The organism is Cytobacillus luteolus, assembly GCF_017873715.1.
In the GTDB taxonomy this organism is placed as follows: Bacteria; Bacillota; Bacilli; order Bacillales; family Bacillaceae_L; genus Bacillus_BV; species Bacillus_BV luteola.
This window is the reverse complement of sequence record NZ_JAGGKM010000002.1, coordinates 113,835-127,954: the sequence shown is the minus strand read 5'-3', so window position 1 is coordinate 127,954 and position 14,120 is coordinate 113,835. Positions and strand designations below refer to the sequence as shown.

12 protein-coding genes are annotated in these 14,120 nt (G+C 38.1%); all 12 read right to left on the bottom strand.

What is annotated here, in order from left to right; all coding sequences use genetic code 11:
• Positions 1-4: 4 nt before the first annotated feature.
• Positions 5-1,147, bottom strand: coding sequence for an NAD(P)/FAD-dependent oxidoreductase (locus tag J2Z26_RS05475; protein WP_193536305.1), 1,143 nt, complete (start codon positions 1,145-1,147; stop codon positions 5-7).
• Between the two features lie 21 nt (positions 1,148-1,168).
• Entirely contained in the window at positions 1,169-2,143 is a 975-nt protein-coding gene (locus J2Z26_RS05470; protein ID WP_193536303.1) for an ABC transporter ATP-binding protein, read from the bottom strand.
• Positions 2,118-3,134: an ABC transporter ATP-binding protein gene (locus J2Z26_RS05465; protein WP_193536301.1), complete on the bottom strand. Its 1,017-nt coding sequence runs from the start codon at positions 3,132-3,134 to the stop codon at positions 2,118-2,120. Before J2Z26_RS05465 ends, J2Z26_RS05470 begins: the two co-directional genes overlap by 26 nt.
• 21 nt (positions 3,135-3,155) lie before the next feature.
• Positions 3,156-4,220, bottom strand: a complete 1,065-nt coding sequence (locus tag J2Z26_RS05460) for a M24 family metallopeptidase (protein ID WP_193536299.1) — start codon at positions 4,218-4,220, stop codon at positions 3,156-3,158.
• A 98-nt stretch (positions 4,221-4,318) separates the two neighbouring features.
• Positions 4,319-6,034 (bottom strand): ABC transporter substrate-binding protein, encoded by a 1,716-nt coding sequence (locus tag J2Z26_RS05455; RefSeq protein ID WP_193536297.1) that lies wholly within the window; start codon positions 6,032-6,034, stop codon positions 4,319-4,321.
• Between the two features lie 18 nt (positions 6,035-6,052).
• Positions 6,053-6,976 (bottom strand): oligopeptide ABC transporter permease, encoded by a 924-nt coding sequence (gene opp4C / locus J2Z26_RS05450; RefSeq protein ID WP_227413704.1) that lies wholly within the window; start codon positions 6,974-6,976, stop codon positions 6,053-6,055.
• Positions 6,977-7,000: 24 nt separating this feature from the next.
• Positions 7,001-7,960, bottom strand: coding sequence for an ABC transporter permease (locus J2Z26_RS05445; RefSeq protein WP_193536295.1), 960 nt, complete (start codon positions 7,958-7,960; stop codon positions 7,001-7,003).
• Entirely contained in the window at positions 7,941-9,155 is a 1,215-nt protein-coding gene (locus tag J2Z26_RS05440; RefSeq protein ID WP_319638049.1) for a M24 family metallopeptidase, read from the bottom strand. The genes J2Z26_RS05445 and J2Z26_RS05440 overlap by 20 nt, the downstream gene beginning before the upstream one ends.
• Positions 9,103-10,440 (bottom strand): M20/M25/M40 family metallo-hydrolase, encoded by a 1,338-nt coding sequence (locus J2Z26_RS05435; RefSeq protein ID WP_193536294.1) that lies wholly within the window; start codon positions 10,438-10,440, stop codon positions 9,103-9,105. The genes J2Z26_RS05440 and J2Z26_RS05435 overlap by 53 nt, the downstream gene beginning before the upstream one ends.
• Positions 10,440-11,645: a M24 family metallopeptidase gene (locus tag J2Z26_RS05430; RefSeq protein WP_193536292.1), complete on the bottom strand. Its 1,206-nt coding sequence runs from the start codon at positions 11,643-11,645 to the stop codon at positions 10,440-10,442. Before J2Z26_RS05430 ends, J2Z26_RS05435 begins: the two co-directional genes overlap by 1 nt.
• Positions 11,642-12,961, bottom strand: coding sequence for a M20/M25/M40 family metallo-hydrolase (locus J2Z26_RS05425; RefSeq protein ID WP_193536290.1), 1,320 nt, complete (start codon positions 12,959-12,961; stop codon positions 11,642-11,644). Before J2Z26_RS05425 ends, J2Z26_RS05430 begins: the two co-directional genes overlap by 4 nt.
• Positions 12,962-13,188: 227 nt before the next feature.
• Positions 13,189-14,001 carry an AAC(3) family N-acetyltransferase gene (locus tag J2Z26_RS05420; protein WP_193536288.1) on the bottom strand — a complete coding sequence of 271 codons (813 nt, stop codon included), beginning with the start codon at positions 13,999-14,001 and terminating at the stop codon, positions 13,189-13,191.
• Between the last annotated feature and the right edge of the window lie 119 nt (positions 14,002-14,120).

Genomic DNA, 14,120 nt, shown 5'->3' with positions numbered 1-14,120 from the left:
CTCCTTATACGACACTTGGTTCAAAAATAAGTTTATTATTAGCAAATCGACGAAAATGTAAACTTGAAACGTCTAGTGTTGGAGTTTTTTCTGCTACAAGTGAAGCCACTGATTCTCCAATGGCTGGTGACATCATAAACCCATGACCACTCATCCCAACAGCTTGATAATAGCCAGGTAAACCATCCACATCACCCAATATCGCTTGATGATCAGGCGTACTGTCATATGTACCATCAATATGAGTATGGAACACAAGATTTTCTAGTGGTGGGAAAAGCTCAATCCCGACTTCTGCTGCACGTAATTGAAAATCAAACATATTAAATGGTGGCTTTACATCTTTGCCTAAATAACTTAAGTAAACCGTTCCGTCTGTTAATTGCTTTGCTGCAAATCCCTTCTCAAAGGAAATTAACAAAGGTTCTAGAATTCGTTCAGTTATGCGGTTTGTGTATAGAATTCGTCTCACTTCAAAATCAATTGGTAGTTCAACACCAGCTGTTTTAGCAAGCTTTTTCGACCCTAGGCCTGCTGCATTGACGACTTTGTCAGCTGAAATATATCCTCTTTTTTCACAATATACACCTTTTACGACACCCTGTTCTAAAACGATTTTTTCTACATCATCACTTACAAACTTCACACCTTTACGCTTGGCTGCATTTGCAAAGCTATTTGTTACATGGTAAGCATCATCCGCAAATCCATCTGTCTCACAAAAGGAAGCTGATAGAAAGCTTGATTCATTGATACCAGGCACTATTTCTTTGGCTTCTTGAGGCGTTAAAAACCTGGTTGGAATTCCTAACGAATTTTGGAGTGCAACGCTTTCCGCATATCTACTTTTAGCCTCATCAGAATGGAACGTATACAGATACCCTACATTCCTAAACTTAATTTCATATTCGGGATGTAGATGTTCATTAATATTTTGAAAAAAATCAGTTGAAGCTTTTGACATGACACAATTAATTTCCGTGCCCCATTGTTGCCTAACTCCACCTGGACAAATTCCTGTAATATCTGATGCGATTCCGCCTTTATCAATGACAAGTACATTGGAATATCCTTGTTCAGTCAAAAAATAGGCTATTGAACAACCTATTACTCCGGCACCAACTATGACAACTTCATAATTTTCCATTTACCTCTCCCCTTCTATTTGCTATAGCTCATCAAGATGACAAGCTACAAAATGCTGATTTCCGGTATTTCTTAACTCTGGAGATACGGACTTGCAGATATCCATTGCATAGGGACATCGAGTATGGAACCTACACCCACTAGGCGGGTTAACAGGGCTAGGAATATCACCGTTTAAAATAATCCTTTGTCGCTTTAACTTTGGATTTGGTTTTGGAATCGCTGATAATAGTGCTTCTGAGTAAGGATGTTTAGGATTCTCAAAAAACTCATCCCTATCTGCAATCTCCACAATTTTTCCTAGGTACATCACTGCGATTCGGTTTGATATATGTTTCACGACACTTAGGTTATGTGTAATGAATAGGTAGGTTAAGCTATACTTTTCTTGTAAATCTTGAATAAGATTTAGTACCTGTGCTTGAACAGACACATCAAGTGCAGATACTGGTTCATCCATAATTATAAGCTTTGGATTTACCGCCAATGCTCTAGCTATGCCAATACGTTGTCTTTGTCCACCAGAAAACTCATGTGGATAGCGATCAATATATGCGGTATTCAATCCAACATCAGACATAATCTGTTTTACTCTTTCTTTTCTCTCCTTTTTACTGATGTTTAAATGGATAGACATCGGTTCTTCTAGAATTTTTCCAACCTTTAATCTGGGGTTAAGGGAAGCATATGGATCTTGGAAAACAATTTGCATATCCTTACGCTTTTTCTTTAATTTATTAGCTGAAAGAGCCCTAAGATCCTCATTTTCGATAAGAATTCTACCTTCAGTTGCTTCAATCAATCGAAGGATAACTCTCCCAGCAGTTGACTTTCCACAACCTGATTCTCCTACCAACCCTAAGGTTTCCCCTTTTTCTATGTAAAAGCTAATATCGTCTACAGCTTTAACAACGTTTGAACCTTTCGAGAGTAGCCCCTTACCTTCAACTGGAAACCATTTTTTCAGATTTTCAACTTCTAGCAATCTCTCTGCCATTTTGCTCCCCCCTTTTTTCTTCCCATTTTTCAGAATACATCCAGCATCTAATTTTATTTTCATTTAATTCTATAAGAGGAGGCTCCTCCTGCAAACACATTCGTTGGACAAATTCACACCTACTCGCAAACCTACAACCATTTTTCACCTCAGATGGGTGAGGAACTTGACCTATGATAGGATTTAGTCGATTTACACGGCTTTCGATATTCGGGATAGACTTGATTAAACCCTGTGAATAAGGATGTTTAGGAGATTCAAAGAATGTCTCAACATCACTGTACTCAACAATTCTACCAAGGTACATAACCGCTACCTTATCGGCGGTCTCAGCAACAACACCCAAATCATGTGTGATGAGGAGAATGGCTGTATTAAATTTTTCTTTTAAATCATTCATCAGGTCTAAGATTTGTGCCTGAGTTGTTACATCAAGTGCAGTTGTTGGTTCATCCGCGATAAGTAAATCTGGATTACAAGCTAAGGCCATAGCAATCATAACTCTTTGTCTCATACCTCCGGATAACTGATGCGGATACTGATCTACTCTTTGTTCAGGAGAAGGAATACCGACTAAGCGCAACATATCTATCGCTTTTAACTTTGCTTCTTTGGAAGATAAGCCTTGATGCTGAGTAAGGACTTCCATAATTTGATTTCCCACCGTGAATACAGGATTAAGTGAAGTCATTGGTTCCTGAAAGATCATGGAGATATCATTACCACGTACTTTTCGAATATCTTTCTCAGCCATATCTACTAAATTCTTCCCTTTAAAAAGTACTTCTCCTTCAATTATTTTCCCGTGTGGTTTAGGGATCAGCTGTAAAAGTGAAAGAGAAGTTACACTTTTTCCACTTCCAGATTCACCTACAATTCCAAGCGTCTCACCTTTCTTCAAATCGAATGAAACCCCGTCAACTGCAGCTGTTTCCATCCCATCATTATAAAAATAGGTTTTTAGGTTCCTAACTTCTAATAAACGATCCATAACCAAACCCCTTTTCTTTTTCTAAATGTGAATATGCCTTGGGGTATTCGTCAGTATTTCGCACCCACTTTCTGTTACTAAAACGATATCCTCTACACGAACACCTACTTTTCCAGGTACATATAAACCTGGTTCAATTGTAAAAACCATACCGGGTTCTAATACTTCATTAGAATTTAATACAATTCTTGGATTTTCATGAATTTGTAATCCAATACCGTGTCCTAATCCTCTTAGACTGTATCCTTCAAGACCTTCTCTTAAAAAAACTTGTCTTGCGACAGTGTCTAATTCATGTCCGGTCATTCCTGGTTTGACTGCTTCTATTGATTTTTCTAGAGCATCATGAGTTAGGTAATAATATTCTTTTAGTTCTTCACTAGGTGAGCCAATCCAAAGTGTTCTAGTCATATCGGACATATAACCCATATATTTGACTCCATAATCAATCAGGAGAAAATGATCAGTTTTAATTTTATTAATAGAAGGGGTGGCATGTGGTAAGGCTGCTCGGGTATCTGAAGCAACAATTGTACCAAAGGCAGGACCTTCATGCCCATGTTTTCCCATCAAATACTCCAATTCAACAGCTACTTCCTTTTCAGTCATTCCTGGTGAAATCATTGGTACTAATTCCTTGAAGGATTGATCTGAAATCGCTATTGCCTTGCGAATAATTTCGACTTCTTCAGGATCCTTTTTACTACGTAATGTAAGGAGTTCTTTTGTAAGGGGAACCCAGTCACAATCTGTGAACATGGATGATAAAGTAGTGAATAAATGAACAGATATAGATTCTGATTCAAAACCAATTCTTGAGAATACGTTACCTTCAAAAACTTCTTGAATCGTTTTAAACGGTTCAATTCCATGTGTGACAACTTCAAAACTGGGCGATTGTTCTTTTGCTTGTTCTGTATACCTTTGATCCGTTATTAACCCACAATATGAATCTGTAATTAGCAAATAACCATTACTACCTGAAAAGCCCGAAAAATATCTTCTATTCTCATAGGAATAGATGAATAAAGCATCTAATCCCTCGACCTTCATGAATCTACGCAATTTTTCAATCCGCTTTATCATATATCCACCTCCGGCAAACGACTAAATAGGTAGATAGGGCGGTACCCCTCTCATTTCTTGAGGAATAACCCCCTACCTTTGAAACTACAAATCTACTTTTATTTTACGGACCAATCCTTCACATTAAATGTAGCTCCTCTAAAGTCTGGGGCAAATCCTTGTACTCGATTATTTACGACAAATGGCGATACCTGCTCGTATAACGGAATCCAAATCTCATCTTCTGCAAGTTTCTTACCTACTTCCCAAATTAACTGCTGACGTTTTTCAAAATCAACTTCTGTTGTTTGTTTTTCTAATAACTCGTCAACTAAAGGATCTGAGTATCCAACGAAGTTATAGCCATTTGGCGGCATGTATGCACTACCGAAATAACTTCTATATTCATCTGGATCTGCTTCAACCCCGAATCCAAGGATATAAGCATCATAGTCGTCTTTTGTTACTTCTCTTTGTTTTCCATCATCTGTTTTAGGTAAAAGTTTTGTTACCAATGTTGGAAAATCTAGTGAACGAATTTCCATTTTTACACCCATTGATTCCCACATCTGCTTTAGCAGTACTGCGGATTTTTCTCTTTCTTTTGTACCAGTTGGTACCTCCATTAAGAAGCTTAATTCCTTGCCATCTTTCTCGTAAATTCCATTGCCATTCTTTTGATATCCTGCTTCCTGTAATAACGCATCTGATTTAGAAGTATCAAAATCATAAATTGGTAGATTTGGATTATGTGACCAGTGATTAGATGGGAAAATATCATCTGCAACTTTTCCATATTCACCCAAAATTGAACCAACAATTGCTTGCTTGTTAACTGCATGTGCAAGTGCTTGCCTTACTTTCGGTTCTTTAAAATGGTCATTTTTTGCATTAAAACCTACGTAATATACACTTAGTGATGTTTGATTAACGAGGCTAGCATAGTCAAGTGTGCTTACTGACGGTGTCTCTGCAATTGGTACAGAAGTAATATCTACATCTTTACTTAATACTGAAGCTAACATTGTGTTCGCATCGCCAAAACGTACAATGACTTTATCTAAATTTGGTGGACCGTCAAAATAATCTTTGTTCGCTTCTAGCTCAATATATTGACCAGTCTCCCATTTCACAAATTTGAAAGGGCCAGTTCCAATCGGTGCACGATTTGATTCATGCTTTTCCCATTCACCAGGAGAAACATCCCCTAAAATATGTTTAGGTAATACACCAATAAATAATCCAGAGATAAACGGAGCAAACGACTCTTTCGTCGTAAACTTAATCGTATGCTCATCCACTACTTCAATTCCTGCAACCTTATCGGCTGTGCCTGCCTTATATTCAGCTGCACCTACAATCGGGTCTACCCTCCAATAAGCACCAGCATCGTACGTGCTATCTGCTAAAGAAGTAAATGTGAATTCTACATCTTCTGCTGTAAATGGCTGACCGTCATGCCACTTTACATCTTTTTTCAAATTGAATGTGTAAGTCTTACCATCATCTGATACCGTCCAGTTTTCTGCTAATCTTCCTACCATTTTCAGTTCTTCATCAGGAATAACTAACGAATCAAACACCATGTGTGTTACATTCGTATCTGAGGTTGTTGCCCATACCATGGGGTTAAGATTCCCCGGCTCACTATTAAAGGCAATGGTTACACTTCCACCCTCTTTTGCCTGTTCTTCCGCTGGTTTCTCATTTGTAGTCTTCGGTTTTTGTTCATCTTTTGGCTTCTCATTTGTAGTAGTGTCTGATGAAGAACATGCTGATAAAAGTAGTAAGAATAGTAAAACAAATATTCCTCTAACACTTAACTTTTTCATCATTTAATTTCCCCCTACATATTAATTTTTAACTTTTGGATCTAACGCGTCTCGTAAACCGTCACCAACAAAGTTGATACATAAAATGGTAAGTAGGATGGCAAATCCTGCAGGCATCCAAACCCATGGTTTAAATTGTAAAACCATAATTGATGTAGCTTCGTTCAACATATTCCCCCAACTTGGGGTTGGCTGCTGAACACCTACACCTAAAAAACTTAGTGCAGATTCGGTTAAGATTGCCTCAGCTGTCTGGAGTGTTCCTTGTACAATAATTGGTGCCATAATATTAGGTAAGATATGTCTCAAAATGATGATCACGTCTCGTTGTCCCATTGCTCTTGTAGCTTCAATGTACTCCATTTCTCGAAGGCGTAGTACTTCTCCTCTTACTAATCTAGTCATCGTTGTCCAACTGACCAAACCTATGATTATCATTACATTAAATAAACTAGGTTTTAGAATGGTTGCAACAGTGATTGCTAGGAAAAGAACTGGGAAACAGATAACAACATCGGTAATACGCATAATTAATGTATCGACCCATTTCCCGTAAAAGCCTGCAATGACTCCAAGAAGGACGCCGGTCACTGTTGCAATCATGACAGCAACAAAAGCAACACTTAAGGATACTCTTCCACCGTATATGATTCGGGACAACATATCTCTCCCTAGACTATCTGTACCAAGAATGTGTTCCTGACTAGGTGGAGCCAGAACATTATACAAACCGAGATCTCCTTCAGAAGATTCATATGGGTTGTATGGTGCAATAAGTGGTGCCAATGCTGAAACAATAAGTAAAGCTAAAAGTACGATAGCTCCGAACAAAGCAAGCCGGTTCCGTTTGAACCGCCTCCAAGCAGCGTTATCTTGCCATCTTCTGTTTAACTTCGGCTGCAATATCTCTGCTTGGTTAGGTTCTATTTCAATACTGCCATTCAATTGACTCCCCCCTTTCACTCGTAATCAATATCTGATTCTTGGGTCGGCCCATGCATACATGACATCTGCCAATAAATTACCTGACATAACTAGAATGGAGGTAAATAGATTCAAGGCCATGATGACAGGGTATTCTCTAGCCACGATTGATTGGATACCTAGACTCCCCATCCCTGGCCAGTTAAAAATGTGTTCAGTGATATATGCTCCTCCAAATAAAAATGGAATCGATAAACCAAAAATAGTGATTACAGGTATTAATGCATTTCGTAAGGCGTGCTTTAGATATACTTTTGGTTTACTTAAGCCTTTTGAGTCAGCCGTTCGAATAAAATCTTGATTTAAAACTTCTAACATACTTGAACGAGTAAAGCGCATTACAACTGCAATGGTTGGTAAAGCAAGAACGATTGCTGGCATTGCAACATGCTTCGCATAGTCAATGAATAGGGCAAAACCTGTATAGTTTGCTCCGATTGTAACCATTCCTGAAGTTGGTAGCCAACCAAGCTTCAGAGCAAAGATAAATATCATTCCTAATCCAAAGAAAAAAGAGGGAATGGATATCCCGATAAACGACAGGACTGTTAACACATAATCAGGCATCTTATAGCGATGTGTTGCTGAATACACACCTAATGGAACTCCAATTGTAAATGCGATGATAAAGGCTGTTCCCGTCAGTAATAGCGTGGCGGGAAGTCGTTCTAATATGAGTTCTCCTACCGGTTGACCGGTTTTAATGGTGTATCCTAGGTTTCCAGACAGCACTTCCTTAATCCATGTAAAGTACTGAACATGAAGTGGATCATTTAATCCAAGATTTTCTTGGGCTCGCTGCATTTCCTCAGAAGATATCTTTGGGTCTATCATCGTTTGCATCGGGTTCCCAGGCGCCATTTGCATAATGGCAAATGTCATGATGGTAATCCCTATAAGTATGGGAATTGATTGAAGTATTCTTTTAATCAGGTATTTTTTCAAGAATCTCCTTCCCTTCTTTCCTATTTGTGTGTATATATATCAACTCATTTTGACGTTCAGTTAAATACTTAACACCATTTGAGGTAACAACAACATTTTCCTCAACGATAAAGTGAATACCATTATCTAAAAATAATGTAGGTTCGATAGTGAAAACCATTCCCTCTTTCAACTCCCCATATGGAGCATTTCCATACCGTTTCCATCTAGGACCTAATAAAATTCCACCATCATGCGTATCTCTTCCAATTTGATGACCTGTTGCATGTGTGATTTCAGGGTATCCACTAGAGACATAATAGCTTCTTGAAGCAGAATCTACTTCGTACCCCTTCACACCCGGTTTTATCATTTCGGCTGCTTTGGTAATGGCTTCATGAACAGCGGAGAAAGCTTCTTGTATTTCTTTTGGTGGTTCTGATTCTCCCTCTTTCATAAAATAAACTGTCCTTGCAATATCTGAAACATAACCATCAACTTCAACACTAAAATCGAAAATGACAAGGTCACCTTCTTCAACAACAGCATCACTCGGCCCTCGATGAGCAATGTTTTCCTTCAATACGATAGGAAGGGAAAGGTTTCGATCAATACCATTTACAACCCCGCGTCTTTCCATCTCATTCACGAATAACGAACCTAATTCGATTTCGGTCATGCCAGCTTTCATCTGAGTGAATACTTCTTTATAAATTTCTTCTGTCACCTTTACTGCTTTCTCAATTCGATTGATTTCAGTTTCTGATTTAATGCTTCGTATCAATGTGAGGAATGGTTGTGATGAAACATAATCCCCCTTAAAAACTTGATTCAATGTCTTTTGTAACCATCTAAAACGTCCAGCGGTAAGACCGTCTGCTAAATACTCCTCTTCAGACACATTAAGAGCAATATTGGAAGGGTTAATCTTTTTTATAACATCAACTAGTAAATCCGCTAAGCTGCCAGAATGTTTATAAACCGTATCAAACAATTCGGATTCCTCTAGATCCTGGGCATCGATACTACTACAAAGGGCAAGCTTTTCGCCTTCTTTTGTAATGATAAACACACCTGGTCCAACTGTTCCCACTCCTGTCATTAGTGGAATGCATGGATCACTTCCCTCTGAAGTAAGAATTAACCACATGTCAATGTCTAGTTCACGTAAAAAATCGATTGATTGGTTCAGTTTCTCTCTTTGTACCTGATACACTAGCTCCACCTCCGTTACGAATACAAAAGTCTTCTAAAACAGCAATCATAAGATTTACACCATAGTTAAATGAATCTACTTCAATATGCTCATCTTTGTTATGAACTCTTTGAAGCACCTCCGTAAAAGGAGTTAAAGTTGGAGAAAGCCCATAGATTTGGCTTGCTGCGTCACCAACAAATCTCCCATCTGTCCGACCGAGTGCTGTAAATGGAACCCATTTCACTTTGGTTCCATAGTTGGATGATTGTTCTTTAAAGCGAATAATGATTTCATCCAACGGATCACTTTCATACCCTTTTTCAAAGGATAGTAAGGTACATTTCACAGTTGAAGGAATTGGCCATTCCTTCATAAATGACTCAAATTGTTCTTTAGTTTGATTTGGTAGTGTTCTGAATTCAAGAATAGCCTCTGCCTTATAAGGAATGACATTAAGCTGATCACCACCAACGTTTATTTTTTCTGGTGTAAATGTTATGGCTTTCATATAATCATAGAGTTTCTTTACTAACTGACCTTGTTCATTGCCTTTATTCATTAGAAACTTCAATTCTTGTTGGAGCATCTGAAGGATTGGATAATTATCAGACGGGATCTCCATCTTCATTAAACTGTCAAGTGCATCTGTTAATTCCATCACTGCTTGAACTTCAGGTGGACTACCTGCATGGCCTCCAACACCAGAAGCTGTAACGGATACTTTTGCCGTTCCCTTTTCTCCAGAAGCAAAGAGCATGAACACTTCATCTTCACTATGTACCGTAAATCCTCCACCTTCACTTAGGATGATTGCGTTTTGAAATAGTTCGGGATACTCTCTGGCAATAAACTCCATCCCTTCCTTACTTCCATTTTCCTCATCCGCTGTTGCAATGAAGTATACGTCACAGTTCAATGGCTTATTTAACCGTTTTAAATGTATAAATGCCATAAGATGCATAATGGTCAGCTGCTTCGTATCAAGTGTTCCTCGTCCCCATATCTTTTTATCGTGTATTGTGGCAGAGAATGGTGGAAATAACCAGTCTTCCTCTCTCGCTTCTACAACATCGTTGTGAGATAAAAGAACAATTGGTTTAGAAGTTGAATTAGTTCCTGTTAATCTTGAGATAAAGGAAGCACGATTATTGGGACTATATACAATCTCTGATTCTATTTGTTCTTTTCTCAAGACCTCTTTTAAGTATTCTGCAACCTTATATTCCGTTTGGAGCTTATTCGTCGTATCTAATTTTATTATTTCAACAAAGTGATGTAGTGCTTCATCAATTACATTCATCATCAATTACCTGCTAATGGAATGAGTACAAGTTGGGTTTGACGTTTACTTAATATAAGTGGTTCATGCTCGGTAACAAGAACATTTTCCTCGACAAGAATACATGGAAGGTTATTGTCTTGGATCACCGTTGGTTCGATTGCGTAAATTTCACCAACTTCGATAATTCCTTCTACCTCTGGTCTAGGTGGTACACGCTTAGGACCAAGTATTGTTCCCCCATCATGAGTGGCTCTCCCTATCTGGTGTCCTACCGAGTGGCGAATTGTTGGATATCCGCCTTCTTCTATTACTTTTCTACCGGCAGCATCTACCTCGAATCCAGCCTTCCCAGGAAGCAATTCTTCAATGGACACTGTAATTGCTTTGACCGCAGTATCAAACGCTTTCTGAATGTCTTCAGGCGCTTTATCTTCACCTGGTTTAAGGAAATAACAGGTTCGAGCAATATCTGAAACATAATTCATATATCTCAAGCTGAAATCAATAATAACAATATCACCTGGTTCAGTCTTATGGTTGGCCGGTTTTCGATGAGCCAATCCCTTTCGTACGATACACACTAGAGGTGGATCACTCGGATGTCCTAATCCGTTACCCACTCCCCTTACTTTCATTTCATCAACAAAGAGTTGGCCAATTTCTAGTTCTGTCATTCCACATTGCATTTTCTGGAATACTTCTTCAAAAATATCTGTCGTGTAATTTATTGCTTTTTGGACATGATTTAGTTCACTCTCGGTCTTAACACTCCTGAGTTTTTTTAACAGTTCTTCACTAGAAACCTCCAAACTAGCTAGTCTATCTTTACCCATTACATCCTCAAGCCAGAGGTATAGACCTTGTGTTAACCCGTCACATAAGTGATCGCTCTCTGAAATATTCAAAGCTAGTCTCACAGGCTTAATTTCATCTATCATCTTAAGAAAAGCTTCTTCCATACTTGCTTCATAGACTTCCACTCTTTTAAATAATTTCGTAGATTCATAACTTCCTTTATCACTTACTGAACTAAGGGCAAGATGTTCACCATTGCTTCGAATAAAAATTGCTGCTTTGTGGACAGATCGAATTCCAACTAATAAAGGCAGCGCAGGGTCCGAACCTTCCCTTGTCAGTAATAACCAAGTATCTAGCCCTTTTTCATTTAATAGTTTTGAAGCTTGTTCCAACTTTTCAGCTGTAATTGTCTTTGTAGCAGATATCATCCCTTAACGCTCCCTTCCATTTGGATAATAATGTTATACATATTTTGAATACCGAATCGGAGGGATTCTAAAGGTATTCTTTCATTGATTCCATGGACCATTTTGATGACTTTATCAAAGCTCATATCAGGCATCATAGGACAGTACCCATAGATTTGAGATTGGGACGAGTCTATATGTCTAGAGTCGCTTCCACCAATTGATAGAAAAGGAACTACCTTTGCATTTGGTATCTCTTTTCTAACTTCCTTTTCAAAAAGGGCAAGATGCTCTGTATTTATGTAAGATTCATAGCCTTGGGAGAACGATAAAATCTCATATTCAACTGGTAGACCGGCAAGAATTGTGTCTAACATCTTTTCATACGATTCTCTATTAACTGAAGGAACCGGTCTACTATCTAAGTAAACTTCATATTGTCCTCCTAAAGATGGATGCTTCTTACCGCCATCCCATTTTGTAATCGAAAAAGTTGTTTTTGACATTGCTTTGAATAAAGAAACATACGTTTGTGGAATCTTTTGAAGGAATGAGTCAAATTCGTTTTCTGAAAAAGTGATACCTAAATCTGAAGCAATTGTAGAATATAATGTATACGTTGACGAAGGCATGATTTCGTTGATGTCTGGAGTTTGGAATGCTTTAATGACTTGTAAAATTGCTTGTAATGAGCTGTTATTAGGAAGATAAGGGTTAGAGGTTGAATCGTTTTTAGCCGTGATCCTTACCCTTGCTAATCCTTTTTGTCCCATTTCACATAGATAGTACGCATGGTCTTCAAACAAGAGTGGGAACCCACCACCTTCATTGAACACAATACTATTATTAAGTAGTTTAGGATGGTCCTTTAAAAAAGGAATAAGTCCAAAATGACTTCCATTTTCTTCATCTGATGTGGCAACCAGAATAACATCTCTATTTAATCCAACCTTATTTCGTTTTAAAAGAAGAAGCGTCATCAGATGTGTGATAGTCATTTGTTTTGTGTCAATCGTTCCTCTTCCCCAGAGGACATCATCGATGATTTCTCCAGCGAAGGGTGGATGCTCCCAATCTTCTTCGTTGGCTGGCACTACATCAAGATGAGACAACAATACAATTGGATTCTCATATTCTGGCTTTAAAGAGATAACAACATTTCCTCTGTTTCCTCCTGTACGATGAACATATGTATACAAACCATTTTTTTCTGCAATTTTAACTAAAAATTGTATAGCTTCCATCTCATTTTCGAGATAGTTACTCGTGTTGATCTGTATAAGCTTACTTAGGTAATCAGCAGCCTCTGTTTTGATATCTACCCAAGTTTCTATCATATTCCTTCACCTCCCTAATCACTGTCCAAGTTTAAATTCATTATAATATTATCTTTTTGACTTCGATGTAAAGCAGTTTACAAAATTCAGATTTTTTAAAAAATATTAGACTTTAGGTGATAAAAGAATATTATTGTGAGATTCTTTGTGAGTTTCGTTGATTCTATGATTGTAAGTTGAAATCTAAAATATAAAAAAAAGTAGGTTTAGCCCTACTCTTTTTCACTCTATTCATTAGAATGTTTATTCTGCAACCAATCACGACCAAAATTAACTAAATACCGTTGACTCATAAGCTTACAATCTGCATTTCCTATTATTAGGAGATTGATTTGATGTTTCACTTCAAAGTCTTTTCCTAATTCCTCGAATACATCTGAGTTGTATTCAATTTCTTCAAAAGTCTTCCAAACTCGCTCGCCATCCTCAATCATTGCAGCGCCTTTTCGAACCATTTTTGGCATATCAATCGCATGTTCAGCTAAGTGTAATGATGTATTACTATCATGACCAACACCTAATAATAAAACATAGCCGTCTAGCTCATAGATTTTTGCTAGGGGTGATTGTGGTCCAAACCCAGATTCTAAAGGTTGTTCAGTTAGAACATACTCAGCATGCTTCCCCCAGGCAGCAAAAGAGTAAGCTGGATGAAAACTTCTTTTTACATTAGGATACGTGCGGAACGTTTCTACGATTTTCCCCATTGCACGAGTTGGTGTTACCTTTGGGTCATAGGCAGGCATTTCATTACGAATGATCGGCCACCACTCCTCTGGTACAGGTGGGTTCTGCCAACTTGATGGGTCAGAGTTATCACCGGTTTGTGTTGGCATGACAATCGTTCCCTCTTCCCCAACCACATCCATCAGTGCTTGTATAACTGCAACAGGTCCACCACATATCCACCCAAACGAACTTAGAGAGGAATGGACAATCACAACCATCCCTTTTTCTAAGCCTAGTTTTTTAAAATCGATTGCTAAACTAGTTCTTGTATTTGGTGTTTTTAATTGTTCAATTGATTTTAGTTCACTCATGGTAATCTCCCTTATCATAGTTTTCATCAATTCACTTAAGATACTGTAATTGTACTGTATATAATTTACCTCCTAAGTAACATACGCCGGTAGAATCTATCCGTATAAGGCATTGAGAA